The organism is Burkholderia cenocepacia (assembly GCF_900446215.1).
GTDB lineage: Bacteria > Pseudomonadota > Gammaproteobacteria > Burkholderiales > Burkholderiaceae > Burkholderia > Burkholderia cenocepacia.
The window spans coordinates 896,316-920,869 of sequence record NZ_UAQZ01000012.1 but is presented as its reverse complement, the minus strand read 5'-3'; the positions used below and the strand labels follow the sequence as shown (position 1 = coordinate 920,869).

Genomic DNA, 24,554 nt, shown 5'->3' with positions numbered 1-24,554 from the left:
GGGCCGCAGCGGGCGGTTCGTCGGGACGCCGGCGCCTCCTGCCGGTGCGACCCTTCGTTATTGGAATCGGTACCGGACGATTATAGCGCCGGCCCCGCGCCGTCCGACCGGATCGTCGCCAAATGACGCTAAAATACGCGTCTTTCCGGCTCAACGCTGCATACAACCCGCAGCACCTCACCGCTTCCAGGAGAATCCTATGTCAATGGCCGACCGCGACGGCAAGATCTGGATGGACGGCAAGCTGATCGACTGGCGCGACGCCAAGATCCACGTCCTGACCCACACGCTGCACTACGGCATGGGCGTCTTCGAGGGCGTGCGCGCGTACAAGGCGGCCGACGGCAGCACCGCGATCTTTCGCCTGCCCGAGCACACCAAACGTCTGCTGAATTCGGCGAAGATCTTCCAGATGGACGTGCCGTTCGACCGCGAAACGCTCGAAGCCGCGCAACTCGCGGTCGTGCGCGAGAACCGGCTCGAGTCGTGCTACCTGCGCCCGATCATCTGGGTCGGCTCGGAAAAGCTCGGCGTGGCGGCGAAGGGCAACACGATCCACGTCGCGATCGCCGCATGGCCGTGGGGCGCGTACCTCGGCGAAGACGGCCTCGCGAAGGGCATCCGCGTGAAGACGTCGTCGTTCACGCGCCACCACGTGAACGTGTCGATGGTGCGCGCAAAGGCGTCGGGCTGGTACGTGAACTCGATCCTGGCGAACCAGGAAGCGACGGCCGACGGCTACGACGAAGCGCTGCTGCTCGACGTCGACGGCTACGTGTCGGAAGGCTCGGGCGAAAACTTCTTCCTCGTGAACAACGGCAAGCTGTACACGCCCGACCTGTCGTCGTGCCTCGACGGCATCACGCGCGACACGGTCATCACGCTCGCGAAGGACGCCGGCATCGAGGTGATCGAGAAGCGCATCACGCGCGACGAGGTCTACACGGCCGACGAAGCGTTCTTCACCGGCACGGCCGCCGAAGTCACGCCGATCCGCGAGCTCGACAACCGCACGATCGGCAGCGGCGCGCGCGGCCCGATCACGGAAAAGCTCCAGTCGGCGTTTTTCGATATCGTGTCGGGCAAGAACGCGAAGTACGCGCACTGGCTGACGAAGGTCTGAGTAACCGTCTTCCGAGTCAAGCCCGATGAAGTGAATCGTCCCAAGGCGTGTTGGTTTTGACCATGGCATTGAGCATGGTTAGGAGCTTGCGCATGCAGGCAACAAGCGCGACCTTGGACAGTTTGCCGGCGGCCTTCAGGCGTTGATAGAAGGCTCTGATGGCGGGGTTGTAGCGTGTGGCAGTCAATGTAGCCATGTACAGCACGCGACGGATCGCGAAGCGGCCACCTTGAACCCGTCGTCGCCCATTACGTAAGCCGGAATCGCAAGCAATGGGAGCGACGCCAACGAGGGCTGCAATCTGACGGCGATTGAGCCGGCCCAATTCGGGCAGTTCTGCGATCAGGCAGGCGCTGGATACCGGGCCAATTCCATGTGTGGACTGCAACAGGCGGTCGAGTTCACCGAAGTGCTGGCGTACATGAGCGACCATCTGAGCGTCAATGTCATCGAGTTGTGCCTGGATGGCGGCAATGATAGCCAGCAGACTTGAATGCAGACCAACCGGCGTGATCTGGAGCCGCTGTCGCTCCGAAAGGAGCATGGTGAGTAGTTGGCGCCGTCGGGTCACCAGTGCAGCCAGCCACTGCTGCCGCTCGTCGGGAACGGGACGTAGCAAGCGGGACAGATCGTCCCGACGCAGTAGCACGGAAGCCAGTTCGGCAAGCATACGTGCGTCGATGGCATCGGTTTTCGCCAGACGTCCCATCGAGCGGGCAAAATCGCGTGCTTGCCGAGGGTTGACGACAGCGACCGGCAAACCCGCACCTTGCAAGGCGCACGCCAGCTCGGTCTCGTAGCCACCGGTCGCCTCCATCACGACCAACTGCACGTTCAGCGGCTGAAGGGCAACAGCCAGGGCCGAGTGGCCCTCGGCATCGTTGTTGAATCGACGGATGTCCAGATTGGCACCCAGTACGGAAACATCGACGTGAGCTTTTGCGACGTCAATGCCGACCGTTACGGCAGAAGGAGCAGACATGATCTTCGGATCCCATGCTTGTACATGCGCACTCGATGTAAATGGCGCGCGTAACCGTTCGGGCTTCAGGAAGACCAGCACGGCAACCGTGCGTTTTGTACTCAGTCACGGGCTCCAACACCCAAGCGCGGGGCAAACTGCACGGTCTCGTCTGGCTACCACCAGACTTTACCGTACTGGTCAGTACTGAACATACAAGCGCGCCGCGTCACGCACGACCACACGCTGCAGAGCGCGCGCGGGTGCCGTAGACTGCGGTACGCGCGAGTGCGCATTTCACAACCCCTATCGCTTTCCGCCATGTTCACGCTGTCCAACGACCCTACCGCCTCCAAGGCCGATCAATACGCGACGCTCGTCGAGCAGGCGCGCGCGCTCGTCGAATCCGAACGCGACCTGACCGCGAATGCGGCGAATTTCTCCGCGCTCGTCTATCACTCGCTCGATCGCCTGAACTGGGCCGGCTTCTACTTCTTCGACGGCACCGAGCTCGTGGTCGGACCGTTCCAGGGCAAGCCCGCGTGCGTGCGGATCGCGCTCGGCAAGGGCGTGTGCGGCACGGCCGCGCAGACCCGCGAGACGCAGGTCGTGCGCGACGTGCACGACTTCCCCGGCCATATCGCATGCGATGCGGCGTCCGAATCGGAAATCGTCGTGCCGCTGGTCGCCGGCGACGGCACGCTGATCGGCGTGTGGGACGTCGACAGCCCGGTCGCCGCGCGCTTCGACGACGAAGACCGCCAAGGGATGGAAGCACTCTGTCGCGTGTTCGTCGAACACGCTTGGGAGAAGGCGCGCGGTTAAGCGCCGCGGCGTCGCGGCGCCGGCCGCCGTGAACGACACGGGCCCCGCGAAGGGGCCCGTTTCATTGCAACGCTTCCATTGCAACGCTACGCCGCCGTGCGCGGCGCACCCCTGCCAGTGTCAGGCAGCGTGCGTGCCCGGAAGCGCCGAGAACGCCTGGGGCTTCGCGTCCTCGGTGAGCACCTCGAAACCCGTTTCCGTCACGACGACCATGTGCTCCCATTGCGCGGACAGCGAATGGTCCTTCGTGACGACCGTCCAGCCGTCGGCCAGCACGTGGGTGTCGCGCTTGCCCGCGTTGAGCATCGGCTCGATCGTGAAGATCATCCCCGGCCGCAGCGGCAGGCCGGTGCCCGGGCGACCGTAATGCAGCACCTGCGGCTCGTCGTGATAGACGTCGCCGATGCCGTGCCCGCAATACTCGCGCACCACGCTGAACCCTTCACGATGGGCGACCTGCTGGATCGCATAACCGACGTCGCCGAGCGTCGCGCCGGGACGCACCGCGCGAATGCCGGCGTGCATTGCCTCGTAGGTCGCCGCGACGAGCCGCCGCGCGAGTTCGTTCGGTTCGCCGACGAAGTACATGCGGCTCGTATCGCCGAACCAGCCGTCCTTGATCACCGCGATGTCGAGGTTCACGATGTCGCCGTCGCGCATCGGCCGCGACGTCGGAATGCCGTGACAGACCACGTGGTTGACCGACGTGCACAGCGTCTTCGGATAGCCGTGGTAGCCGATGTTCGCGGGAATCGCGCCCAATTCGTCGATGATGTATTCGCGGCAGCGTGCGTCCAGCTCATCGGTGGTGACGCCCGGCTTCACGTACTCGGTGATCATCGTCAGCACCTGCGACGCGAGCTTCGCGGCTTCGCGCGACTTGGCGATTTCCGCGGCACCGCGGATCGGAATTTCACGTTTCGCCATCACGCCACCTGCTCGATGCCGTGCGCGGCCGTCTCCGCCGGCCCCACGTCGCCGCCCCGCGCCTCGGCCTCGATCAACATCTTGCAGATATCGCCGTAGGACAGCGCCGGGTTGAGTTCCGCCAGCATCCCGACACGCAGCCAGTGTTCGGCCTGCGCGTTGATCGAACGGCTCAGCGCCGTGCTCGTCGAGCGCAGCCGCTCATGCATGTGCTCGGAAATCTTGATGATGCCCATATATCCCCAATTAAACTAAACGTAGCTGTTTCGTATATTACGCTGCGCAAGACGACCGGGCAAGCCGTTCGTGTCTCGCCTCCTGCCGCCCCGCTGCGGGAAATACCGTTGACATCGAATTCCAGCTTGCTGGACAATAAATCCATTATGAAAGAATCAGCGATCACCGCGGCCGACGATACCGGCATCAACGAGCGCATTGCCCGGCGCGTGCGCGGCCTGCGCGCCGTTCGAGGCTACACGCTCGACACGCTGGCAGCGCGTTCCGGCGTCAGCCGTTCGATGATCTCGCTCATCGAACGCGCGTCGGCCAGCCCGACGGCCGTCGTGCTCGACAAGCTCGCGGCCGGCCTCGGCGTGTCGCTGGCCGGACTGTTCGGCGGCGACCGGGACGACGCGCCCGCCCAGCCGCTCGCACGGCGCGCGCAGCAGGCCGAATGGCGCGACCCGGCGTCCGGCTATGTGCGCCGCAACCTGTCGCCGGCCGGCTGGCCGTCGCCGATCCAGCTCGTCGAGGTCGATTTCCCGCCCGGCGCGCGCGTCGCGTACGACAGCGGCGGGCGCGAAAGCGCGCTGCATCAGCAGGTGTGGATCATCAGCGGCCGCGTCGACGTCACGTTCGGCGACGTGCTGCACGAACTTCACGAAGGCGACTGTCTGGCCATGCGGCTCGACCAGCCGCTGATCTTCAGCAATCCGTCGTCGCATGCCGCGCGCTATGTCGTCGCGATCTGCGATGCCTCCGCCGCCGGCGTGCGGAGCACGTGACGCGCGCATCGTCTGTGGAACCGATTCAGAGCCAACAGGAAGGAACCCGTATGAATTCCCCGACGCAGCGCGACGACGTGCGCCTGATCGATTGCAGCGAGGCCGAACACGCGGCGGCCATCCTCGAGATCCTGAACGACGCGATCGTGAACTCGACCGCGCTGTACGACTATCGACCGCGCCCGCCGGAAGCGATGGTCACGTGGTTCGCGACGAAACGCGCGGGCGGCTTCCCGGTTTTCGGCGCCGTCGACGCAGCGGGCGAACTGCTCGGCTTCGCGAGCTGGGGTACGTTCCGCGCGTTTCCGGCGTTCAAGTACACGGTCGAACACAGCGTCTACGTGCGCAACGACCAGCGCGGTCGCGGGCTCGGCGAACGGCTGCTGCGCGAAGTGGTCCGGCGGGCGCGCGAAGCGCAGGTGCACGTGCTGGTCGGCTGCATCGACGCGACCAATGCCGGCAGCATCGCGCTGCATACGAAACTGGGGTTCGTGCACGCGGGCACGATCGCGGAGGCGGGCTTCAAGTTCGGCCGCTGGCTCGATGCGGCGTTCTATCAGTTGAAGCTCGAGACGCCGGCGCAGCCGGTGGATGGGTGATGATGGCTTGCGACACGTCGCGTGCGCCGTGCGCGACGGCTTCAGGTGATGCAGGAAACCTCTCTTCCGGTCGTCAGGCCGCAGGATCATGAGCTCACCGCCCGGCAATCGCGCGTATGGCCTCCGCAAAGACATCTGGCGCCTCGCGCGGGACGAAGTGTCCTATTCCATGCAGCAGGCGGCGTTCATAGTGCCCGGAAAAGTACCGCTCCTTGTTTTCAGACGTGACGGGCAAATTGTCACGATCTTCCGCACCCTGGAGCATGATGGTGTCGACAGGGATCATCGGCGAAGCCGCCAATTGTCGTTCTATCTGCTCGTGCTGACCTGCGCCCGGCGCATCATGCCAGCGCTGTCGGTAAGCATGAAGGCTGATGTCGGCCCAGTCGGGATTGTCGAGAGAGCCGATCATGGCTTGAAAGTCGCTCTCCCTGTCGGGCCAAGCGGGCGACCAGCTGTGCCACAAGTATCTGCACAACCGTTCGCGATCCTCTCGATAGGCCTTCATTCCATACGTCGTCGCGACATACCACTCGTACCAATACGCGTTGGCCAGTTCATAGGGCATTTCGTTGGCCGGCATCGCGGTGGCATAGCCCGCCGCGGCGGTAACCATACCGTTTATTCTTTCGGGAAACAGCGCCGCGACGCCGTACGCCGCGCGCGCTCCCCAGTCGTACCCGGCGAGGAGGACGTTCGTCAAATCCAGCGCTTCCACGAACTGCGACAAATCAAGGGTCGGCGCTGCAATTGCGCCGCTGCGCATCGTGTCGCCATTCAAGAAGCGTGTCGGGCCCGATCCACGCAGATAGGGCGCGTAGATTCGGAACTGCTGACCACTCGATCCGAGGTCCAGGATAGTCTTGTCCCAGCACTGAACATCGTCGGGCCATCCGTGGACAAGGACCAGCGGCGGTCCGTCAAGCGGGCCCGATACTTCGTAGGCCACGTCGAGTTCGCCGGTGCGACATGTCAAGAAATTTCGTGGCGATCCGCGTGTGCCCCGCTCATTCGCATCTGAAGTCATATCGATCTCCGGAAAGACGATTCAAAGATGCCGGCAAGCAGCAGCATCGCTCATTCCCGTTCGACATGACTTCCGACCGAATTTCGCGCGCAACGATTCGTCATGGAATCGTGCGTCTACGTAGACGCACCGACATACCCGAGCCCAAAGTAACGTTGAGACTCCTGCTCGGGTCCAATCACCGTCAAATCGACGACTGGAAAGCGGAAACCTTGTTCCGACCGGCTGCCTTCGCGTAATACAACGCCTCGTCGGCCGCCTTGATGACCGCACCGGGATCGCCGTCCTGATCCGGTGTCCAACTCGCCAACCCGATGCTGGCAGTCACACGCCCGTATTCGCTTCCGGCGTGCTCGAGCGCCAGTTCGTTGATCGCCGCGCGTATTCGTTCAGCAGTCTGGGCTGCCCCCGTCGGTGGCGTGTCAGGGAGCAACACGACGAATTCCTCTCCGCCGTAGCGAGCCGCCGTATCGGTCGGTCGGCGAATGTTTTCGCCGATGCAGCGCGCGACTGCAGCCAGCGCATCGTCCCCCGCCTGGTGACCATAGGTGTCGTTGTAGGCTTTGAAACGATCGACATCGACAAACAGCAATGAAAAAACGGAATGGGCTCGTCGCGCACGGCGCCACTCCCGGTCCAGAACTTCCCCAAAACTGCGGCGATTGTTAAGACCGGTGAGCCCGTCGGTGCGTGCCAGCAACTCAAGCTCGGATTCCGCGCGCATCCGACGCCGCAGTTGCACACCGAGAAACACGGATAGCGCAATGAACGCTGCGCCGAACGTCGCAACCAGCAGGCCGATCGTCTCCGCACGACGTCGCCACGCAGCATAAATATCCTGCTCCGCCTCCGCGACCATGATGATCAGAGGCAGCGTCGGCAAATTCTTGAAGTAGTAGAGACGGCGCACGCCGTCGATCGATGCCGTTTCCGAGAATGAACCCTCGGGCGCGCTCCGGAAGCGCTGGAAGGTTGCCGCTTTGCCGATATCGCGACCGATGGTCCGGACGTCGTACGGCTGCCGCATGACCATGATGCCGTCCTTTCCGATCAGCGATATCGAGCCGTGTTGTCCCAATGACAACCCTGCGAACAGCTTGTGGAAATATTCAAGGTTGATGGCGATCAGCGCGATACCGGCAAACGAACCATCCGGATTCGATATGCGCCGCGACAGCGCAATGCTGAGCATACCGGCGCGCAAGCGCGACACGAATGGATCGCTGACGTAAAGCCCCACGTTCGGATTGTCGCGGTGGATCGTGAAGTATCTGCGATCGGCGAAATTGCCCTTGCGCGGCACGTCGTTGGCCGAATCCAGAATGATATTCCCGTCGGCATCGAGCACCAGTTGCGAACCGATGAATTGCGCCGTCATTGCATGATCGAACAGCGCTTCCCGCCGCAGCGCGGGCGCCGCAGCCATCACGTCAGGCCGCTGCAGGCCATGGATCAGCGCCTGCAAGGACAGATCGTAGAGTTCGAGGTTGCGCTCGATGTCGCGCTCGGCCATCAGGCCGAGATTGCGCGAGGTTTCGCTGGCCCGCTCCAGGGCGTCGTGACGGCTTTGGAATAGCTGTAGCACGCACAGGCCCATCAGCGCGCACGCGATCACGATACCGACTGCCACAACGAAATAAGGGGCTGCCGTCCGGTGTTGCATGGATCTCCTCGCTGCAAATTGTGCACATCCGGGTCGGACGTGATTTCGCATACAAAGTCTCGGTCTGGCGCATTGACATGTGCTGCACCAAACTGACCGGAACCGAAAACGGCTGGAGTCTATCGAACGTGATGCGCCGACAACCCGCTACCGGTCGCGCCCTCCTCCGAAATGATTAAATTACATGAGGAAACCACGCTTCCGGGAGAATATGTGAGGCGCGCCACGATCCGCACACCGATCAAGATCCCGCCAGTTTCTGCTGACGGGCGAGCGAGGATGCCGCGACGATAGTCCCTGCCGGCATCCTCGGTGGAACTGCCCCACGGGCTGTGCGGCGTCATCCCTGAAGATGATCAGCCCGTTTCGTTCAGCCGCCTTTCCGCGCGCATGCTCAGAATGTCCGCGATGCTTTGGCGCCAGATGATCGAGTCCGCCGCATCAGTCGGCCCGTGCGTCGGGCAACCCGGTCGCGATCTCGCCGGGATTCGACCGGCCAGAGCCACCGCGCCACGCCGTGTCAGCTGGGCGCGACGAACGCACCCGCGGTGCCCTCCCAGAGGGTGCCCACGGCGCGACCTCTTCGTCCACGGGGGAAAGCGGCGCAGAAAAAAGAAAAGCCCCGCCGAAGCGGGGCTTTTTCTGGAGGCGCGAGCCGGAGTCGAACCGGCCTAAACGGCTTTGCAGGCCGCTGCATAACCGCTTTGCTATCGCGCCAAAAGCGGACTGTCCGGATGCCGTGAGGCAAGCGACAGATTTTCATTCGAGGACCGGAGGTCCATCAAATAAAAAGGGAAGCGTGGCTTCCCCATTACTTGGAGCGGGAGACGAGTCTCGAACTCGCGACCTCAACCTTGGCAAGGTTGCGCTCTACCAACTGAGCTACTCCCGCATTGTCCTGCACCTGCAGCGCTTCGCCGTACTACACGCTGCCAGAAAAATCTGGAGCGGGAGACGAGTCTCGAACTCGCGACCTCAACCTTGGCAAGGTTGCGCTCTACCAACTGAGCTACTCCCGCATTGTCCTGCACCTGCAGCGCTTTGCCGTACCACGCGCTGCCAGAAAAAATCTGGAGCGGGAGACGAGTCTCGAACTCGCGACCTCAACCTTGGCAAGGTTGCGCTCTACCAACTGAGCTACTCCCGCGTATTGCTACGCTCCTGCTTCCCCGTCACACACTTACTTCGTCGTGCAGCGGAGAAGCGAGATTATGTCGAAGGCACATTCGTGTGTCAAGGGCTTTTCCAGCCCTTTTTACAAAAACCGCCGCCGCACAGGCGATGCGGGTCAGGCGCCGCCACGCTCGCGAATCTGCGGCCATGCGAGTTTCATGTAGTACAGCATCGACCAGATGGTCAACACCGCGGCCAGATACATCAGCCACTCGCCCCACACGCGCGTGTCGATCGTCACGATCCCCAGCGGCAGCGGCCCGTAGAACAGCAGCATCGGAATCGCGACCATCTGGCACGCGGTCTTGAACTTGCCGAGCTGGTTCACCGCCACGCTCTTCGACGCGCCGATCTGGGCCATCCACTCGCGCAGCGCCGAAATCGCGATCTCGCGACCGACGATCACCAGCGCGATCGCCGCGTCGACCCGCGAAATCTGCACGAGGATCAGCAGCGCGGCCGTCACCATCAGCTTGTCCGCGACCGGGTCGAGGAACGCGCCGAACGACGACGTCTGGTTCCACTTGCGGGCGAGGAAGCCGTCGAACCAGTCGGTCAGCGCGGCGAGGATGAAGATCGCCGCCGCCGCGAGATTGCGGTGCGCGCCGCCCATCACCGTGTCCGGCAGATAGAACACGCCGACGACGAGCGGAATCAGCACGATCCGTACCCACGTCAGGAAAATCGGGAAATTGAACGGCATGGCATGCGGGACAGTAAAGGATTCGCAATTGTGCCGTGTCGACCGGCCTGCCACAAGAACGCTGGCAACGCCGCCGGCCGCACGGCCGCGTCAGTGAAGCTGCTTGTAGATCTGCTCGGCGAGCGCGTGCGAAATGCCCTCGACGCTCGCCAGTTCCTCGACACTCGCGGCCACCACGCCGCGCAACCCGCCGAAGCGCGCGAGCAGCCGCTGCCGGCGCTTCGCGCCGACGCCCTCGAGTTCCTCGAGTCGCGACGTCTGGCGCGCCTTCGCCCGCTTCGCCCGCATGCCGGTGATCGCGAAACGGTGCGCCTCGTCGCGGATCTGCGCGACGAGCATCAGCGCGGCGCTCTCCTTGCCGAGTTCGAGCGGCGTGCGGCCGTCCGCAAACACCAGCGTTTCGAGGCCGACCTTGCGCCCCTCGCCTTTCGCGACGCCGACCAGCATCGACGTATCGAGGCCGAGCTCGGTGAATACCTGCCGCGCGATCTCGACCTGGCCCTTGCCGCCGTCGATCAGCACGATGTTCGGCAGCAGGCTCGACGCCTCGGCCTGGCGCGTCGACTCGCCGTCGATGCCGGCCGCTTCGTCGACGGCCGCCGCCTGCGCGGCCTGCTCGACCATCTTCTCGTAGCGGCGCGTGAGCACCTGCCGCATCGCCGCGTAATCGTCGCCCGGCGTGATGCCCGTGATGTTGTAGCGGCGGTATTCGCCCGACTGCATCTTGTGATGGTGATAGACGACGCACGACGCCTGCGTCGCCTCGCCCATCGTATGGCTGATGTCGAAGCATTCGATCCGCAGCGTCGCGAGATCGTCGCTGTCGTAGCTGAGCGCGTCCGCCAGCGCGCGCGTACGCGCCTGCTGCGAGCCCTGCTCGGACAGCAGCCGCGCGAGCGCGAGGCGCGCGTTCTGCTCGGCCATCGACAGCCACGCGCGCCGCTGCCCCTGCGGCTGCCGCACCAGCGACACCTTGTGGCCGGCCTGCTCGGACAGCAGCTCCAGCAGGTCGCGGCTCGCCGGTGCATGGCTGACGACGAGCACGGGCGGCACGCGATTGCCGAGATAGTGCTGCGCGATGAACGCGTCGAGCACCTCGGCCTCGACCGACGCCGCGGCCGCCGTGCCGCGCGCGCTGCCGGCCTCTTCCGCGGGCAGATCGGGCACCGCGTCGGCCGTCGCATCGACCGCCTCCGCCGGCTCGGCCTCTTCGCCGAGACCGCCCTCGGCGAGCGTCAGTGCGCTTTCGACGTGCGTCGGGAAATAGGCCTTGTCGCCGAGGTGCCGGCCGCCGCGCACCATCGCGAGGTTCACGCACACGCGCCCGCCCTGCGCGACGACGGCCAGGACGTCGACGTCGCTGTCGCTGCCGACCTCGATCGCCTGCTGGTGCAGCACCGTCGCGAGCGAGCTCATCTGGTTGCGCACGGCCGCCGCCTGCTCGAATTTCAGTTCGGCCGCGAACGCGTGCATTTTCTGCTCGAGCTCCTTCATCACTTCGGACTGCCGGCCGAGCAGGAACCGCGCGGCGTTCGACACGTCGACCGCGTAATCCTCGTCGGAGATCGCGCCGACGCACGGCGCCGTGCACCGCCCGATCTGGTGCAACAGGCACGGCCGCGTGCGGTTGTTGAAGACCGAATCCTCGCAGGTGCGCAACTGGAACACGCGCTGCAGGATCTGGATGCTCTCGCGCACGGCCCACGCACTCGGGAACGGCCCGAAATACTGGTTCTGCTTGTCGACTGAGCCGCGGTAGTAGGCCATCCGCGGAAAGCGGTGCGCGGTCAGCTTCAGGTACGGATACGATTTGTCGTCGCGAAACAGGATGTTGTAACGCGGCGCGAGCGCCTTGATCAGGTTGTTCTCGAGCAGCAGCGCTTCGGCTTCCGAGCGCGTGACGGTCGTTTCGATGCGCGCGATGCGCGTGACCATCATCGCGATGCGCGGCGACAGTTGCGTCTTCGTGAAATAGCTCGACACGCGCTTTTTCAGGTCGCGCGCCTTGCCGACGTAGAGGACGGCGCCCGCCGTGTCGTAATAGCGATAGACACCCGGCATGTGCGGCAACTGCGCAAGGATCTTCTTCGGTTCGAACGGAATATCGGAAGCTTCTGGGGATGTCATGCGTGATCCGGGCGCCTTGTAACGCGGAACGGGTCCATTAGAATCGCCAGTTTAGAGCATTCACCGGCCCGCTTCGATGCCACGCACCACCGCTGCCCCACTCTCTTCCGCGCCGCTCGCGCCGGGCGAACCGATCGCCTGCGACCTGTTCTGCACGGTGATCGACAATTTCGGCGACATCGGCGTGTGCTGGCGCGTCGCGCGTCAGCTCGCGCACGAGCACGGCTGGCAGGTTCGCCTGTTCGTCGACGACCTGCACACGTTCGCGCGCCTGCTGCCGGAAGTCGACCCCGACGCGACCCGGCAGACGGTCGACGCGATCGTGATCGAGCACTGGCATGCGGAAGTCGGCGACGCGCTGGACATCGCCGATGTCGTGATCGAGGCGTTCGCGTGCGAGCTGCCCGGCCCGTATCTCGCGGCGATGGCGCGACGCGCGCGCCGCCCCGTGTGGATCAACCTCGAATACCTGAGCGCCGAGGACTGGGTCGCCGATTTCCATTTGCGGCCGTCGCCGCATCCGCGCTACCCGCTGCTGAAGACGTTCTTCTTTCCGGGCCTGTCGGCCGGCACCGGCGGCGTGCCGAAGGAGCGCGACCTCGACGCACGCCGCGCGGCCTTCGACGCCGACCCGGCAGCGCGCGCCGCGTGGTGGCGGCACGCGACCGGCGGCGCGCCGCCGGCGCCCGGCACGACGGTCGTCAGCCTGTTCGCCTACGAGAACCCGGCCGTCGACGCGCTGCTCGCGCAGTGGCGCGACGGCCCGTCGCCGGTCCTCGCGCTCGTACCCGCCGGGCGCGTGTCGCCGGCCGTCGCGCGCTTTTTCGGGGTCGAATCATTCGCGGCGGGCGCGCACGCGCGCAGCGGCAACCTGACCGCCCACGGGCTCGCGTTCGTTCCGCAGCCCGACTACGACGCGCTGCTGTGGGTCGCCGACCTCAACTTCGTGCGCGGCGAGGATTCGTTCGTCCGCGCGCAATGGGCGCGCAAGCCGTTCGTGTGGCACATCTACCCGCAGGCCGACGACGTGCACCTGCCGAAGCTCGATGCCGCGCTCGCGCACCTGTCGGCCGGCCTCCCCGATGCGCCGCGCGCGGCGCTCGAACGGTTCTGGCATGCGTGGAACGGCGCCGGCACGCCCGACTGGGCCGATTTCTGGCAACACCGCGCCGCGCTGGACGCCAATGCGATCCGCTGGGCCGACGCGCTCGCGGCCGTCGGCGATCTCGCCGGAAAGCTGGCGGAATACGCAAAATCTCAGTTAAAATAAGCGGTTATCCGACGGCTGACCACGCAAGCGCTCGCGTTTGAGCTTTGGGCGCCCACCGGAACGCATCTGCTTGGCGCCTCACCCGTTGTGCACCGCTCAGGCACCTATTTATTTGATTTGATCAGGACAGTGTTTTTATGAAAACCGCACAGGAACTCCGCGTAGGCAACGTCGTGCAGATCGGCAGCGACGCCTGGGTCATCGCAAAGACGGAATACAACAAGTCGGGCCGTAACGCCGCCGTCGTCAAGATGAAGATGAAGAACCTGCTGTCGAACGCAGGTCAGGAATCGGTCTACAAGGCCGACGACAAGTTCGACGTCGTCGTGCTCGACCGCAAGGAAGTGACGTACTCGTACTTCGCCGACCCGATGTACGTGTTCATGGACGCCGACTACAACCAGTACGAAGTCGAAGCCGAAATGATGGGCGAAGCGCTGAACTACCTCGAAGACGGCATGGCTTGCGAAGTCGTGTTCTACAACGAGAAGGCCATCTCGGTCGAACTGCCGACGATCCTCGTTCGCGAAATCACCTACACGGAACCGGCCGTCAAGGGCGACACGTCGTCGGGCAAGGTGCTGAAGAACGCGAAGCTGGCGACCGGCTTCGAACTGCAGGTGCCGCTGTTCTGCAACACCGGCGACAAGATCGAAATCGATACGCGCACGAACGAATACCGCAGCCGCGCGTAATCGTCTGCGATATCCGCATCGAACAAAGCGCCCTTCGGGGCGCTTTTTGTTTGCCTGGCGTCAACAGCTGCCACAAGCCGGCGCCATAAGCAGCACAAAATCCACCGGTAAAGATATTCAATTTGTATCATCGGTAACTGTTTTATAGCGCCGGAGAAATAATGCGCGTGACGCGTTCGGCGGGGCATAAAATCAGTCTTTAATCCGACATGCGGCTGCGGCCCGCTGGCCGACAGCCCGCCTCTCTTGACTCGACTCGCGTCCACCATGCCACACGCCCTGATTGTCGAAGACGATCCCAACAGCCTGTCAGGCCTCACCGCGCTGCTCGCCGCAGACGGCTTCTCGGTCGACACGGCCACGTCGCTCGCCGAAGCGCGCACGGCGCTCGGCCGCTCGATTCCCGACGTCGTGCTCGTCGACCTGAACCTGCCGGACGGCAGCGGCTTCGACCTGCTCCAGCACCTGCCGCAGCAACAGCCGAACGGCTCGCTGCCCGTGATCGTGCTGACGGGCAACGCGACGGTCGAGAGCGCCATCGAGGGTTTGCGCCACGGCATCTGGGACTACCTGCTCAAGCCGATCAACATTCCGCGCCTGCGCAGCCTGCTCGCGCGGATTCCCCGCCCGTACGAACTGATCGACGAAGTGCAGTCGCTGCGGGCATCGCTGCGCCATCTGGGCCGCTTCGGCGCGCTGGTCGGCCGCAGCGACGCGATGCAGCACGTGTACGACATGATCGAGCACAACGCCCGCACCGAGACGGCCGTGCTGTTCTCGGGCGAAGCCGGCACCGGCAAGAAGCTGGCCGCGCGCACGCTGCACGAGCTGAGCCGGCGCCGCAAGGGGCCGTTCGTGTCGTTCGACTGCCGGATGCTCGCGCAGGCCGGCCGCCATGGCGCGTCGCTCGACAGCGTGCTGTTCGGCCACGAGCGCGGCGCCTTCGACGGCGCGGAGCGCCGCGAGTTGGGCCTGTTCGAGCAAGCCGGCGGCGGCACGCTGTTCCTCGACGAAATCACCGCACTGCCGCTCGTGCTGCAGGAAGCGCTGCTGCACGCGCTCGATTCGCAGAACTTCATGCGGATCGGCGGTACGAGCTCGATCACCAGCGATTTCCGGCTGATCGCGGCCACGCGCCGCCCGGCGCGTGAAGCGGTGGCAAACGGCACACTGCGAGAGGATCTGTGGCTGCGCCTCGATGCGGCATCGATCACGATGCCCCCGCTGCGCGAGCGCGACGGCGACGCACTCGCGATCGCGGATGCGCAGATCGACGAACTGAACCGCGAAGCGCGCGCAACCGGCCGCAGCACGACCGACAAGCGCGCGGCGCCAGGCTTCGTGCGCGAATGCCTGTCGTACGAATGGCCGGGCAACGTGCGCGAGCTGCAGGAACGCGTGCGCTTCGCGTACGACGCATCGGGCGACTTCATCGAGACGCTGCGCGCGGGCGAGGCCAGCTTCTCCGCCGGCGCCGCGCTGAACGGCAGCAGCGTGCAGATCAAGGTCGGCACGCCGCTGTCCGACGTCGAGGATCTGCTGATCCGCGCGACGCTCGACGCGGTCGGCGGTACGCGCCACCGCGCCGCGACGCTGCTCGGCATCAGCCCGAAGACGCTGTACAACAAGCTGCAGCGGATGAAGGTGAACTGAGCGAACGGCGCCCTGGATACGGGCGCTGGCTGGATCTGACCGTTAGTTGCGTTCAAATCCGTGCCGGCGACCATTCGAATCAGGCTGTCGCCACCCGTAAAAAAGCCGCGCGATTGCGCGGCTTTTTCATTTGGAGCGACCGGAACGACACGATCCGCGCCCGCCCTGCCCGCTTACGCCAGCGCGCTGCTCAACAGCGCCTGTGCCTGCAGATACTCGGGCTGCGCGATCAGCTTGTCCCACTTGAGCGCCTTGCCGCGCGCACGCATCCGCTTGATGCGCCGCACCGACTCGGCCGAGGCCCGCGCCTTCAGTCCGTTCAGCACGACTTCGGCTGCATCCGGCTGATTGCAGACGAGCACCATGTCGCAACCGGCGGCGAGCGCGGCGTCGGCGGCCTGCGTGAGCGTGCCGCCTTCGCGGGCAGCCTCCATCGACAGGTCGTCGCTGAAGATCGCACCCGTGAAGCCGAGCTTGCCGCGCAGGATGTCCTGCAGCCACACGCGCGAAAAGCCCGCCGGCCGCTTGTCGACCTGCGTGTAGATCACGTGCGCCGGGATCACCGCGGCCAGCGATAGCCCGAGCCAGTCGTACGGCGCGACGTCCTGCTCGAGGATCGCGTCGAGCGTGCGGTCGTCGGTCGGCAGCGCGACGTGCGAATCGGCCTCCGCGAAGCCGTGCCCGGGAAAATGCTTGCCGCAGTTTGCCATGCCGGCAAGCGACAGCCCATGGTTCAGGCTCTTCGCCAGCAGCGTGACGACGCGCGGATCGCGATGGAACGCACGATCGCCGATCACCTTCGAGTGCCCGTAGTCGAGATCGAGGACGGGCGTGAAGCTCATGTCGATCCCGCACGCGCGCAGCTCGGCGGCCAGGATGTAACCGACGGCGGTCGCGACCTTCGTCGCGAGCAGCACGTCGCGATCCCACAGCTCGCCGAGGCGACGCATCGCGGGCAGCACCGTGAAGCCGTCGGTGCGGAACCGCTGCACGCGCCCGCCTTCGTGATCGACGGCGATCAGGATGTCTTCGCGCACCGCGCGGATCGAATCGGTCAGCGCGGTCAGTTGCGCACGATTCTGGAAGTGCCGCGCGAACAGGATCACGCCGCCGGTATTCGGATGCGCGAGGCGCCGCGCATCGTCGCGCGACAGGGTCGTGCCGACGACGTCGAGCATGACCGGGCCGGGAGTCGTTTTCATCGAATCGTGAATTCCGTCAGGAAGAAGTTCGGGAAACAGGTGCAGTGCCAGGCGCGGCGTCCGTTTCGGCGACCACGAACGACACCGCGTAGTCGCGTTCGTCGCTGACCGTCACACGTGCCGTGATGCCGCGCGCGGCCAGCCATTCAGCCAGCTCGCCGGATGCGACCACGTACGGCTCGCCGCTTGGATGATTGAGCGTCTGCAGCGCGCGCCACGTCATCGGCCAATGCATGCCGAGCCCGATCGCCTTCGAGAACGCTTCCTTCGCGGAGAAGCGCGTCGCGAGAAACGCGATGCCGCGCGCCTCGGAGCGGGCGCGCCGGGCGTGGAACACGCGCAGTTCGTCGGGGCCGAGCACCTTCTCGGCAAACCGGCCGCCCGTGCGTTCGAGCACGGCCGCGACGCGGCTCACCTGCGCGATGTCGGTACCGATGCCGTAGATCGCCATGTCAGTCTCCGCCGGGGTGGCCCGGCGAGGCCGGGTCAAACGCGTCGCCAACGGCGTGCGGGGCGCGGCGGCCTCGCATCGTCAGCGCGCGCCGCCATGCAGCGCGGCGACGCGTGCGGCGACCATGATCGCCTTCATCTCGCGCACCGCGTTGTCCCAGCCCGCGAAGATCGCGTGCGCGACGATCGCGTGGCCGATGTTCAGCTCGACGATGCCGTCGATCGCGGCGATCTGCTGCACGTTCGTGTAGTGCAGCCCATGGCCCGCATTGACCTTCAGGCCAAGCTGCGCGCCGGCCTGCACGCCCGCGACGATACGCTCGTATTCGCGCTGCTGCTCCGCTTCGTCGTGCGCTTCCGCGTAGCGGCCCGTATGCAGCTCGATCACCGGCGCGCCCGCTTCGTGCGCAGCGCGGATCTGCGTGTCGTCCGGGTCGATGAACAGCGACACGCGCACGCCCTCGTCGGCGAGCTGCTTGCATGCGGCGCGCACCGCCTCGAAGTGGCCGGCCACGTCGAGACCGCCTTCGGTCGTCAGTTCCTCGCGCTTCTCCGGCACGAGGCATGCGTCGTGCGGACGCACTTCGCAAGCGATGTCGAGCATCTCGGCCGTCACCGCGCATTCGAGGTTCATGCGCGTCTTCAGCAGCGGGCGCAACTGGCGCACGTCCGCGTCGACGATGTGACGGCGATCCTCGCGCAGGTGCAGCGTGATCGCGTCCGCGCCCGCCTCTTCGGCGGCGAGCGCCGCGCGGATCGGATCGGGATAGCGCGTGCCGCGCGCATTGCGCAGCGTCGCGACGTGGTCGATGTTCACGCCGAGGTCGATGGCGGTGGGCGTTGTCAGGAAGAAGCTCATAGGTTTTGCAGGTCGATCAGGATCTGACGCGTGGCGAGCGGCGTACCGCCGAGATAGGTGTTCAGCAGGAAGCGCATCAGCGTCTTGCTCTGCGCAACCGTCTGGGCTCGATGGTAATCGTCCTGCTCCATGTCGAGCAACGTCTGGCCGGTGATGACCGGCCAGTGCGACGGCACGTCGTCGTCCGCATTGCGTACGCCACGCTCCGGATCGAACACGTAGCGGCGCTCGGGTTCGACCGCGCGACGGGCGACCGTGCGGTTCAGCGCCATCGCATAGCCGGTCTCGCGCAGCAGCACGCGTTCGAACGAGCGCAGCACCTGCACCGCGGGCTCGCCGTGCGCGAGACGCGTGAGGGTCAGCACGTAATGATTGAACAGCGGCGGCTGCGGATCCTCGCGGGCGCAGAATTTCACGAGCAGCTCGTTCGCGTAGAAACCGCACAACAGGCCGTCGCCGCCGAGCGGCAGCATCCCGCCGACCCACTCGGCGCCCGTCAGCGTGCGCACCTCGGATTTGCCGGACCAGGACAGCAGCAGCGGCTGGAACGTCTGCAACACGCCGCGCAACGCGGAGTGCGGACGCTTCGCGCCTTTCGCGACGAGCGCGAGCCGGCCGTGGTCACGTGTCAGCACGTCGACGATCAGGCTCGTTTCCCGATACGGATAGCTGTGCAGCACGAACGCCGGCTGCTCGGCGACGCGGAAATCGGACGTGCGAGACGTCGCGCGCCGCGCCTTGCGCGGCGGTTCGGGCGGTGCCGGCAACGGCGCGTCGTTCGCGCCGGCCGCCACCGCGTCTTCGGTCGACGTCAGCGCGTCATTCGTACCCATAGGCACGCAGCCCCGCCTCGTTGTCGGCCCAGCCGCTCTTCACCTTCACGAAGGTCTCGAGGTATACGGGGCCGTCGAACAGCTTTTCCATGTCCATCCGCGCCTCGGTGCTGATCTGCTTGAGCTTCTCGCCCTTCTTGCCGATCACCATCGCCTTGTGCGAATCGCGCTCGACGAGGATCGTCGCGAAGATGCGCTTCAGGCGCCCCTCCTCCTCGAACTTGTCGATCAGCACGGTGCTCGTGTACGGCAGCTCGTCGCCGGTCCAGCGGAACACCTTCTCGCGCAGGATTTCGGCCGCGAGAAAACGCGAGCTGCGGTCGGTCAGCTCGTCCTCGCCGTAGATCGGCTCGCCTTCCGGCAGGTACGGCTTGATCGTGTCCAGCAGGCGCTTGATGTCTTCCGGCTTCTGCGCCGACAGCGGCACGAGCTCGGTGAATTCGCGCAGTTCGCTCACCTTCTGCATGAACGGGAACAGCGACGCCTTGTCGTTCACGCGATCGATCTTGTTCGCGATCAGCAGCGTCGGCATGCCGGGCGGGATCAGGTCGAGCACCTTCTGGTCGTCGGGGCCGAAGCGGCCGGCCTCGATCACGAACAGGATCACGTCGACCGACGTCAGCGTCGACGTGACCGCGCGGTTCAGCGAACGGTTCAGCGCGGTGCTGTGACGGGTCTGAAAGCCCGGCGTGTCGACGAATACGAATTGCGCGTCGTCGAACGTGTTGATGCCGGTGATGCGGTGGCGGGTCGTCTGCGCCTTGCGCGACGTGATGCTGATCTTCTGGCCGACGAGTGCGTTCATCAACGTCGACTTGCCGACGTTCGGGCGGCCCACGATCGCGATCATGCCGCAACGGAAACCGGTAGGAGCGGGAGTGTTCATATCGTTTGGGAGACAGGTTCGGAAACGGCCGCGCGGCGCGCGGCACGATCGCTGGGCAATTCAGTGGTCGGCATCGGCCACGCGCGCCTGCGCGGCAGCAAGACTCGCGCCGCCGGGCGGCGTATCGGCGTCGGGCGCCGCGGCATCGCGTGCGCGCGCGGGCGTGCGCGCGGCGGAATCGGCACTCGCGGAGGGCTTGTCGGCCGACGAGGGCGCCGGATCGGTTGCCTGGCCGGCCGGCTTGTCGGCTGCGCGCGGCGCGGCCTCGGCGGACTTTTCCGCGGCCTTGTCGGGCCGCTCGGCCGGTTTGTCGGCCACCTTGTCGGTCGCCGGCTTCGCCGCCCGTTCGCCCTTGTCCGCCGCCGGCTCGACGTGCGCGGCCCGGATCGCGGCCATCGGCGCGACGGCCGGCTCAGCGCCCGCCGCTGCAGCCGCCGCGGCGGCCCCCGGCGCCGCGCCGGCCGCCCTGGCCTCGCGCGCCGCCGCACGTTCCTTCCGCTCGGGCGAGCGCAGGTCGAGCGCTTCCTGCACGCCCTTCACGCCCGGCACGATCTCGGGTTCGACATGCTTGGAGCCGCGCGCGTTTTTCGAGCGCTTCGGCTTCGCGGCCAGCATCGGTGCGGCCGCCATCACCTCGTCGAGCGCCTTCTTCGCGGCGGCCTGCTCGGCCGCGCGCCGGCTCGCGCCGGAGCCCGATACCTTCACGTCGAGCTTCGGCACCGTGCACTCGACCTCGAACTGCTGATTGTGCGCCGCACCATGGGTCGCGACGACCGTATAGGTCGGCAGCGCGATCTTGTGCCCCTGCAGGTATTCCTGCAGCAGCGTCTTCGCGTCCTTGCCGAGCGTGCGCGGATCGATGTGGTCGAGAATCGGGATATAGAGCCGCTTGATGACCCCTTGGGCGGCTTCGAAGCCCCCATCGAGGAACACGGCCCCGATGATGGCTTCGAACGCGTCCGCGAGGATCGACGGGCGACGGAACCCGCCGCTGCGCAGTTCGCCCTCGCCGAGCCGCAGGCCGTCCGAGATATTCAGGGCCTGAGCAATTTCGTACAGCGACTGCTGTTTGACGAGGTTGGCGCGTACGCGCGACAGGTCACCTTCGTCCAGCTTGCCGAAACGCTGGAACAAAAGAGCGGCCACCGCGCAATTCAGAACGGAATCGCCGAGAAACTCGAGCCGTTCGTTGTGCGTGGCACTGTGACTGCGATGGGTCAAAGCCTGGCGCAGCAATTCCGCATTGCGAAATTCGTAGCGCAGCCGGCTTTCCAACTGGGATAGGGGCATGTGCAGGAGTATAACGCGGGCGCCGGTCGGGCCGAAACGGCACGGCCGGACCCGAAAAGGCGTGACGAGGCGGTGTTACCGCCGGTTCTTAAAGTAGTTCGGCAATACGCGACGCGGCCCGTGCGTCGCGTATTGCGTGTGAGTCGAATGCGATCAGTTGAAGGAACCGATGCGCTTCAGGTCGCTGAAGTTCATCCAGATGAAGAACGCGCGGCCGACGATGTTCTGGTCCGGCACGAAACCCCAGTAGCGGCTGTCCGCGCTGTTGTCGCGGTTGTCGCCCATCATGAAGTAGTGGCCGGGCGGCACCTTGCAGATCACGCCGCGGCTGTTGTACGTGCAGTTGTCGCGATACGGATAGTCGTATGCGCCCATCACGAACGGCGGCACGGCCGGGTTGTTGAGGATCGCGTTCTTCTTGTTGCCGATCGTTTCCTCGAACTGCTTCGCGTAATTCTGGCGCTCGTCGTCGAAGAAATCGGGCAGCGGCGTTTCGGGCACCGGCTGGCCGTTGATCGTGAGCTGCTTGTCCTGGTACGCGACCGTGTCGCCCGGCAGGCCGATCACGCGCTTGATGTAGTCGACCGACTCGTCCTTCGGATAGCGGAACACGACGACGTCGCCGCGCGACAGCGGGCTGCCCTGCGTGATCTTCGTGTTGGTGACCGGCAGGCGCAGCCCGTACTCGAACTTGTTGACGAGGATGAAGTCGCCGACGAGCAGCGTCGGCACCATCGAGCCCGACGGAATCTTGAACGGCTCGACGACGAACGAACGCACGACGAACACGGCCAGGATCACCGGGAAGAAGCTCGCGGTGTACTCGAGCCACCACGGCTGGCGCAGCTTTTCGTCACGCAGCTTCGAACGCGTCTGCGCGGCGTTTTCGTCCGCGAAACGCTTGTCGATGCGCGACTGCTGGCGATCGAACTCCTCGATCGCCGAGTCGGCCGCCTTGCGACGCCGCGGCAGGAACACCAGTTTGTCCAGCACCCACGCTACGCCCGTCACGACGACGAGCACAAAAAGAATCAGCGCAAAATTCATAAAAGGATCAGTCCTGTTATTTGTCTTCGACGCGCAAGATCGCGAGGAACGCCTCCTGCGGGATCTCGACCGAACCCACCTGCTTCATGCGTTTCTTACCTTCTTTCTGCTTCTCGAGCAGCTTCTTCTTTCGCGTGATGTCGCCGCCGTAGCACTTCGCGAGCACGTTCTTGCGCAGCGCCTTGATGTTCTCGCGCGCGACGATGTGCGCGCCGATCGCGGCCTGGATCGCCACGTCGTACATCTGGCGCGGAATGATCTCGCGCATCTTCGCGGCGACTTCGCGGCCGCGGTATTGCGACTGCGACCGGTGCACGATGATCGACAGCGCATCGACCTTGTCGCCGTTGATCAGCATGTCGACCTTCACGACGTCCGACGAACGGTATTCCTTGAACTCGTAGTCCATCGACGCATAGCCGCGCGACACCGACTTCAGGCGATCGAAGAAGTCGAGCACGATCTCGGCCATCGGGATCTCGTACGTGAGCTGCACCTGGCGGCCGTGATACTGCATGTTGATCTGCGAGCCGCGCTTCTGCTCGCACAGCGTGATCACCGAGCCGACGTAATCCTGCGGCATGTACAGGTTCACGGTGACGATCGGTTCGCGGACTTCGGCGATGCGGCCGGGCTCCGGCATCTTCGCCGGGTTCTCGACCATGATCGTCGAGCCGTCGCTCTGCACGACCTCGTAGACGACCGTCGGCGCGGTCGTGATGAGATCCATGTCGAATTCGCGCTCGAGCCGCTCCTGCACGATTTCCATGTGCAGCAGCCCGAGGAAGCCGCAGCGGAAACCGAAGCCGAGCGCCTGCGACACTTCCGGCTCGTACTGCAGCGATGCGTCGTTCAGCTTCAGCTTCTCGAGCGATTCGCGCAGCGCGTCGTACTGGTTCGCCTCGACCGGATACAGCCCCGCGAACACCTGCGGCTTCACTTCCTTGAAGCCCGGCAGCGGCTCGGCAGCGGCCTTGGCCGCGTGCGTGACGGTATCGCCGACCTTCGCGGCCGTCAGTTCCTTGATGCCGGCGATGATGAAGCCCACCTGCCCGGCCGACAGCGACTCGAGATTGCGCGACTTCGGCGTGAACACGCCGACGTGCTCGACCGGATACTGCGCGCCGGTCGCCATCATCTTGATCTTGTCCTTCGGGCGCAGCGTGCCGTTGACGATACGCACGAGCATCACGACGCCGACGTAGTTGTCGAACCACGAATCGATGATCAGCGCCTGCAGCGGCGCGGTCGGATCGCCCTTCGGCGGCGGCACCTTCGCGATCAGCGACTCGAGCACGTCTTCGACGCCGAGGCCGGTCTTCGCGCTGCAGCGCGTCGCGTCGGTCGCGTCGATGCCGATCACGTCCTCGATCTCCTCGATCGCGTTCTCGGGGTTCGCGGCCGGCAGGTCGATCTTGTTCAGCACGGGCACGACCTCGACGCCGAGCTCGATCGCCGTGTAGCAGTTCGCGACCGTCTGCGCCTCGACGCCCTGGCTGGCGTCGACGACCAGCAGCGCGCCTTCGCACGCGGACAGCGAACGGCTGACCTCGTACGAGAAGTCGACGTGCCCCGGCGTGTCGATCAGGTTCAGGTTGTAGACCTTGCCGTCGCGTGCGCGATAGGTCAGCGCGGCTGTTTGCGCCTTGATCGTGATGCCGCGCTCGCGCTCGATGTCCATCGAGTCGAGCACCTGCGCTTCCATTTCACGGTCGGCGAGGCCGCCGCATACCTGGATGATGCGATCCGCGAGTGTCGACTTGCCATGGTCGATGTGGGCGATGATCGAGAAATTGCGAATATGATCCATTCAGTGCCGATCAAGCGAAAAAGGCGCGCTCACGACTGCGGAGCACGCCTTGTAAGTCGGTGAAAAAACGGCTTATTTTAGCCGAAAAGGCTTTTGCCGGGCGGGATTTCGGACGCCCTGCCACGCGGGGCGGGCGCCCGCCGGATCGAACCCCGTGCGAAAACGGCGTCGGCCGGCGGCGGGCCGGATTCAGCGCCGGGCCGCCAGCGCGTCGCGCACCCGCGCGTCGTCGAACCGGTGGCGGCACACTTCCGCGCCGTCCAGCAGCAGCACGGGCACGTCCTCGTCGTAACGCGCGACCAGCGCTGCATCGGTGTCGATGTCGATGTAGTCGACCGCGACACCGAATTCGGCCGCCACCGGCGCCAGTGCGTCGCGCATGTCGTCGCACAGGTGGCACCAGCCGCGGCCGTAGAGCGTGAACATC

The 24,554-nt window shown here is 65.3% G+C and carries 23 protein-coding genes and 4 tRNA genes; 7 read left to right on the top strand and 20 right to left on the bottom strand.

The genetic code is table 11. From position 1 onward, the window contains the following. The first annotated feature begins 199 nt into the window (after positions 1–199). Entirely contained in the window at positions 200–1,123 is a 924-nt protein-coding gene (locus tag DTA15_RS21840; RefSeq protein WP_006481735.1) for a branched-chain amino acid transaminase, read from the top strand. 16 nt (positions 1,124–1,139) lie between these two features. On the opposite strand, the gene DTA15_RS21835 is transcribed toward DTA15_RS21840, so the two are convergent. Continuing rightward, entirely contained in the window at positions 1,140–2,105 is a 966-nt protein-coding gene (locus DTA15_RS21835; RefSeq protein ID WP_006476181.1) for an IS110-like element ISBcen8 family transposase, read from the bottom strand. Positions 2,106–2,405: 300 nt separating this feature from the next. On the opposite strand from DTA15_RS21835, the gene msrC reads away from it, so the two are divergent. After that, a complete protein-coding gene (gene msrC / locus DTA15_RS21830; protein WP_006482190.1) occupies positions 2,406–2,909 on the top strand; it encodes a free L-methionine (R)-S-oxide reductase MsrC in 504 nt (167 codons plus the stop codon). 120 nt (positions 2,910–3,029) lie between these two features. Here the strand turns inward: msrC and map are convergent, their stop codons facing one another. Next, a complete protein-coding gene (map, locus tag DTA15_RS21825) occupies positions 3,030–3,836 on the bottom strand; it encodes a type I methionyl aminopeptidase (protein ID WP_006482199.1) in 807 nt (268 codons plus the stop codon). Next, a complete protein-coding gene (locus tag DTA15_RS21820) occupies positions 3,836–4,072 on the bottom strand; it encodes a ParD-like family protein (RefSeq protein ID WP_006482191.1) in 237 nt (78 codons plus the stop codon). The genes map and DTA15_RS21820 overlap by 1 nt, the downstream gene beginning before the upstream one ends. 147 nt (positions 4,073–4,219) lie before the next feature. Here DTA15_RS21820 and DTA15_RS21815 point away from each other — a divergent pair, with 147 nt between their 5' ends. Further along, the gene (locus tag DTA15_RS21815; RefSeq protein WP_006493610.1) at positions 4,220–4,840 is read left to right on the top strand and encodes a helix-turn-helix domain-containing protein; all 621 of its coding nucleotides are present in this window, start codon (positions 4,220–4,222) and stop codon (positions 4,838–4,840) included. Between the two features lie 50 nt (positions 4,841–4,890). Continuing rightward, positions 4,891–5,439 carry a GNAT family N-acetyltransferase gene (locus DTA15_RS21810; RefSeq protein WP_006482197.1) on the top strand — a complete coding sequence of 183 codons (549 nt, stop codon included), beginning with the start codon at positions 4,891–4,893 and terminating at the stop codon, positions 5,437–5,439. 94 nt (positions 5,440–5,533) lie between these two features. On the opposite strand, the gene DTA15_RS21805 is transcribed toward DTA15_RS21810, so the two are convergent. The 8 genes from DTA15_RS21805 to uvrC form a co-directional block, all read right to left on the bottom strand. Further along, complete coding sequence (locus DTA15_RS21805) at positions 5,534–6,466, bottom strand: alpha/beta fold hydrolase (protein WP_006482187.1); 933 nt, start codon at positions 6,464–6,466, stop codon at positions 5,534–5,536. Between the two features lie 184 nt (positions 6,467–6,650). Beyond that, positions 6,651–8,129 carry a sensor domain-containing diguanylate cyclase gene (locus tag DTA15_RS21800; protein ID WP_006482189.1) on the bottom strand — a complete coding sequence of 493 codons (1,479 nt, stop codon included), beginning with the start codon at positions 8,127–8,129 and terminating at the stop codon, positions 6,651–6,653. A gap of 643 nt (positions 8,130–8,772) precedes the next feature. Beyond that, positions 8,773–8,846, bottom strand: a tRNA-Cys gene (locus DTA15_RS21795). A 99-nt stretch (positions 8,847–8,945) separates the two neighbouring features. Further along, positions 8,946–9,021, bottom strand: a tRNA-Gly gene (locus DTA15_RS21790). A 51-nt stretch (positions 9,022–9,072) separates the two neighbouring features. Then, positions 9,073–9,148 (bottom strand) — tRNA-Gly (locus DTA15_RS21785). Positions 9,149–9,200: 52 nt separating this feature from the next. Then, positions 9,201–9,276, bottom strand: a tRNA-Gly gene (locus tag DTA15_RS21780). Between the two features lie 141 nt (positions 9,277–9,417). Beyond that, entirely contained in the window at positions 9,418–10,005 is a 588-nt protein-coding gene (pgsA, locus tag DTA15_RS21775; RefSeq protein ID WP_006482193.1) for a CDP-diacylglycerol--glycerol-3-phosphate 3-phosphatidyltransferase, read from the bottom strand. Positions 10,006–10,095: 90 nt separating this feature from the next. Then, positions 10,096–12,132: an excinuclease ABC subunit UvrC gene (gene uvrC / locus DTA15_RS21770; RefSeq protein ID WP_006482194.1), complete on the bottom strand. Its 2,037-nt coding sequence runs from the start codon at positions 12,130–12,132 to the stop codon at positions 10,096–10,098. Between the two features lie 76 nt (positions 12,133–12,208). Between uvrC and earP the strand changes: the two genes are divergently transcribed. The 3 genes from earP (at position 12,209) to DTA15_RS21755 (ending at position 15,750) form a co-directional block, all read left to right on the top strand. After that, positions 12,209–13,402: an elongation factor P maturation arginine rhamnosyltransferase EarP gene (gene earP, locus DTA15_RS21765; RefSeq protein ID WP_012492436.1), complete on the top strand. Its 1,194-nt coding sequence runs from the start codon at positions 12,209–12,211 to the stop codon at positions 13,400–13,402. 137 nt (positions 13,403–13,539) lie between these two features. After that, positions 13,540–14,097 carry an elongation factor P gene (efp, locus tag DTA15_RS21760; protein ID WP_006485608.1) on the top strand — a complete coding sequence of 186 codons (558 nt, stop codon included), beginning with the start codon at positions 13,540–13,542 and terminating at the stop codon, positions 14,095–14,097. A gap of 267 nt (positions 14,098–14,364) precedes the next feature. Beyond that, on the top strand, positions 14,365–15,750 hold the full coding sequence (locus DTA15_RS21755; protein WP_006485607.1) for a sigma-54-dependent transcriptional regulator: 1,386 nt from the start codon (positions 14,365–14,367) through the stop codon (positions 15,748–15,750). Between the two features lie 173 nt (positions 15,751–15,923). On the opposite strand, the gene nagZ is transcribed toward DTA15_RS21755, so the two are convergent. The 9 genes from nagZ to DTA15_RS21710 all read right to left on the bottom strand — a co-directional run bounded on the left by nagZ (position 15,924) and on the right by DTA15_RS21710 (position 24,553). Next, the gene (nagZ, locus tag DTA15_RS21750) at positions 15,924–16,952 is read right to left on the bottom strand and encodes a beta-N-acetylhexosaminidase (protein ID WP_006485604.1); all 1,029 of its coding nucleotides are present in this window, start codon (positions 16,950–16,952) and stop codon (positions 15,924–15,926) included. A gap of 16 nt (positions 16,953–16,968) precedes the next feature. Then, positions 16,969–17,403, bottom strand: coding sequence for a holo-ACP synthase (gene acpS / locus DTA15_RS21745; RefSeq protein ID WP_006485603.1), 435 nt, complete (start codon positions 17,401–17,403; stop codon positions 16,969–16,971). An 81-nt stretch (positions 17,404–17,484) separates the two neighbouring features. Next, complete coding sequence (gene pdxJ, locus DTA15_RS21740; protein WP_006485609.1) at positions 17,485–18,261, bottom strand: pyridoxine 5'-phosphate synthase; 777 nt, start codon at positions 18,259–18,261, stop codon at positions 17,485–17,487. Beyond that, positions 18,258–19,094 carry a DNA repair protein RecO gene (recO, locus tag DTA15_RS21735; protein ID WP_006497720.1) on the bottom strand — a complete coding sequence of 279 codons (837 nt, stop codon included), beginning with the start codon at positions 19,092–19,094 and terminating at the stop codon, positions 18,258–18,260. Before recO ends, pdxJ begins: the two co-directional genes overlap by 4 nt. After that, positions 19,081–19,980, bottom strand: coding sequence for a GTPase Era (gene era / locus DTA15_RS21730; protein WP_006485602.1), 900 nt, complete (start codon positions 19,978–19,980; stop codon positions 19,081–19,083). The genes recO and era overlap by 14 nt, the downstream gene beginning before the upstream one ends. A gap of 60 nt (positions 19,981–20,040) precedes the next feature. Then, positions 20,041–21,270, bottom strand: coding sequence for a ribonuclease III (gene rnc / locus DTA15_RS21725; protein ID WP_012492435.1), 1,230 nt, complete (start codon positions 21,268–21,270; stop codon positions 20,041–20,043). 153 nt (positions 21,271–21,423) lie between these two features. Further along, positions 21,424–22,317 carry a signal peptidase I gene (gene lepB, locus DTA15_RS21720; RefSeq protein ID WP_006490870.1) on the bottom strand — a complete coding sequence of 298 codons (894 nt, stop codon included), beginning with the start codon at positions 22,315–22,317 and terminating at the stop codon, positions 21,424–21,426. 16 nt (positions 22,318–22,333) lie between these two features. Continuing rightward, a complete protein-coding gene (lepA, locus tag DTA15_RS21715) occupies positions 22,334–24,127 on the bottom strand; it encodes a translation elongation factor 4 (RefSeq protein WP_006490871.1) in 1,794 nt (597 codons plus the stop codon). 189 nt (positions 24,128–24,316) lie between these two features. Further along, positions 24,317–24,553, bottom strand: a complete 237-nt coding sequence (locus tag DTA15_RS21710) for a glutaredoxin family protein (protein WP_006476497.1) — start codon at positions 24,551–24,553, stop codon at positions 24,317–24,319. Between the last annotated feature and the right edge of the window lies 1 nt (position 24,554).

Excerpts from the sequence above, each read along its gene's own strand:
- DTA15_RS21755 (WP_006485607.1), top strand. The coding sequence starts at position 14,365 with ATGCCACACGCCCTGATTGTCGAAGACGATCCCAACAGCCTGTCAGGC.
- era (WP_006485602.1), bottom strand. The coding sequence starts at position 19,980 with ATGAACACTCCCGCTCCTACCGGTTTCCGTTGCGGCATGATCGCGATC.
- DTA15_RS21710 (WP_006476497.1), bottom strand. The coding sequence starts at position 24,553 with ATGTTCACGCTCTACGGCCGCGGCTGGTGCCACCTGTGCGACGACATG.
- recO (WP_006497720.1), bottom strand. The coding sequence starts at position 19,094 with ATGGGTACGAATGACGCGCTGACGTCGACCGAAGACGCGGTGGCGGCC.
- earP (WP_012492436.1), top strand. The coding sequence starts at position 12,209 with ATGCCACGCACCACCGCTGCCCCACTCTCTTCCGCGCCGCTCGCGCCG.
- nagZ (WP_006485604.1), bottom strand. The coding sequence starts at position 16,952 with ATGAAAACGACTCCCGGCCCGGTCATGCTCGACGTCGTCGGCACGACC.
- DTA15_RS21805 (WP_006482187.1), bottom strand. The coding sequence starts at position 6,466 with ATGACTTCAGATGCGAATGAGCGGGGCACACGCGGATCGCCACGAAAT.
- efp (WP_006485608.1), top strand. The coding sequence starts at position 13,540 with ATGAAAACCGCACAGGAACTCCGCGTAGGCAACGTCGTGCAGATCGGC.
- DTA15_RS21810 (WP_006482197.1), top strand. The coding sequence starts at position 4,891 with ATGAATTCCCCGACGCAGCGCGACGACGTGCGCCTGATCGATTGCAGC.
- DTA15_RS21820 (WP_006482191.1), bottom strand. The coding sequence starts at position 4,072 with ATGGGCATCATCAAGATTTCCGAGCACATGCATGAGCGGCTGCGCTCG.
- acpS (WP_006485603.1), bottom strand. The coding sequence starts at position 17,403 with ATGGCGATCTACGGCATCGGTACCGACATCGCGCAGGTGAGCCGCGTC.
- lepB (WP_006490870.1), bottom strand. The coding sequence starts at position 22,317 with ATGAATTTTGCGCTGATTCTTTTTGTGCTCGTCGTCGTGACGGGCGTA.
- DTA15_RS21835 (WP_006476181.1), bottom strand. The coding sequence starts at position 2,105 with ATGTCTGCTCCTTCTGCCGTAACGGTCGGCATTGACGTCGCAAAAGCT.
- DTA15_RS21815 (WP_006493610.1), top strand. The coding sequence starts at position 4,220 with ATGAAAGAATCAGCGATCACCGCGGCCGACGATACCGGCATCAACGAG.
- rnc (WP_012492435.1), bottom strand. The coding sequence starts at position 21,270 with ATGCCCCTATCCCAGTTGGAAAGCCGGCTGCGCTACGAATTTCGCAAT.
- uvrC (WP_006482194.1), bottom strand. The coding sequence starts at position 12,132 with ATGACATCCCCAGAAGCTTCCGATATTCCGTTCGAACCGAAGAAGATC.
- DTA15_RS21800 (WP_006482189.1), bottom strand. The coding sequence starts at position 8,129 with ATGCAACACCGGACGGCAGCCCCTTATTTCGTTGTGGCAGTCGGTATC.
- map (WP_006482199.1), bottom strand. The coding sequence starts at position 3,836 with ATGGCGAAACGTGAAATTCCGATCCGCGGTGCCGCGGAAATCGCCAAG.
- pdxJ (WP_006485609.1), bottom strand. The coding sequence starts at position 18,261 with ATGAGCTTCTTCCTGACAACGCCCACCGCCATCGACCTCGGCGTGAAC.
- lepA (WP_006490871.1), bottom strand. The coding sequence starts at position 24,127 with ATGGATCATATTCGCAATTTCTCGATCATCGCCCACATCGACCATGGC.
- pgsA (WP_006482193.1), bottom strand. The coding sequence starts at position 10,005 with ATGCCGTTCAATTTCCCGATTTTCCTGACGTGGGTACGGATCGTGCTG.
- DTA15_RS21840 (WP_006481735.1), top strand. The coding sequence starts at position 200 with ATGTCAATGGCCGACCGCGACGGCAAGATCTGGATGGACGGCAAGCTG.
- msrC (WP_006482190.1), top strand. The coding sequence starts at position 2,406 with ATGTTCACGCTGTCCAACGACCCTACCGCCTCCAAGGCCGATCAATAC.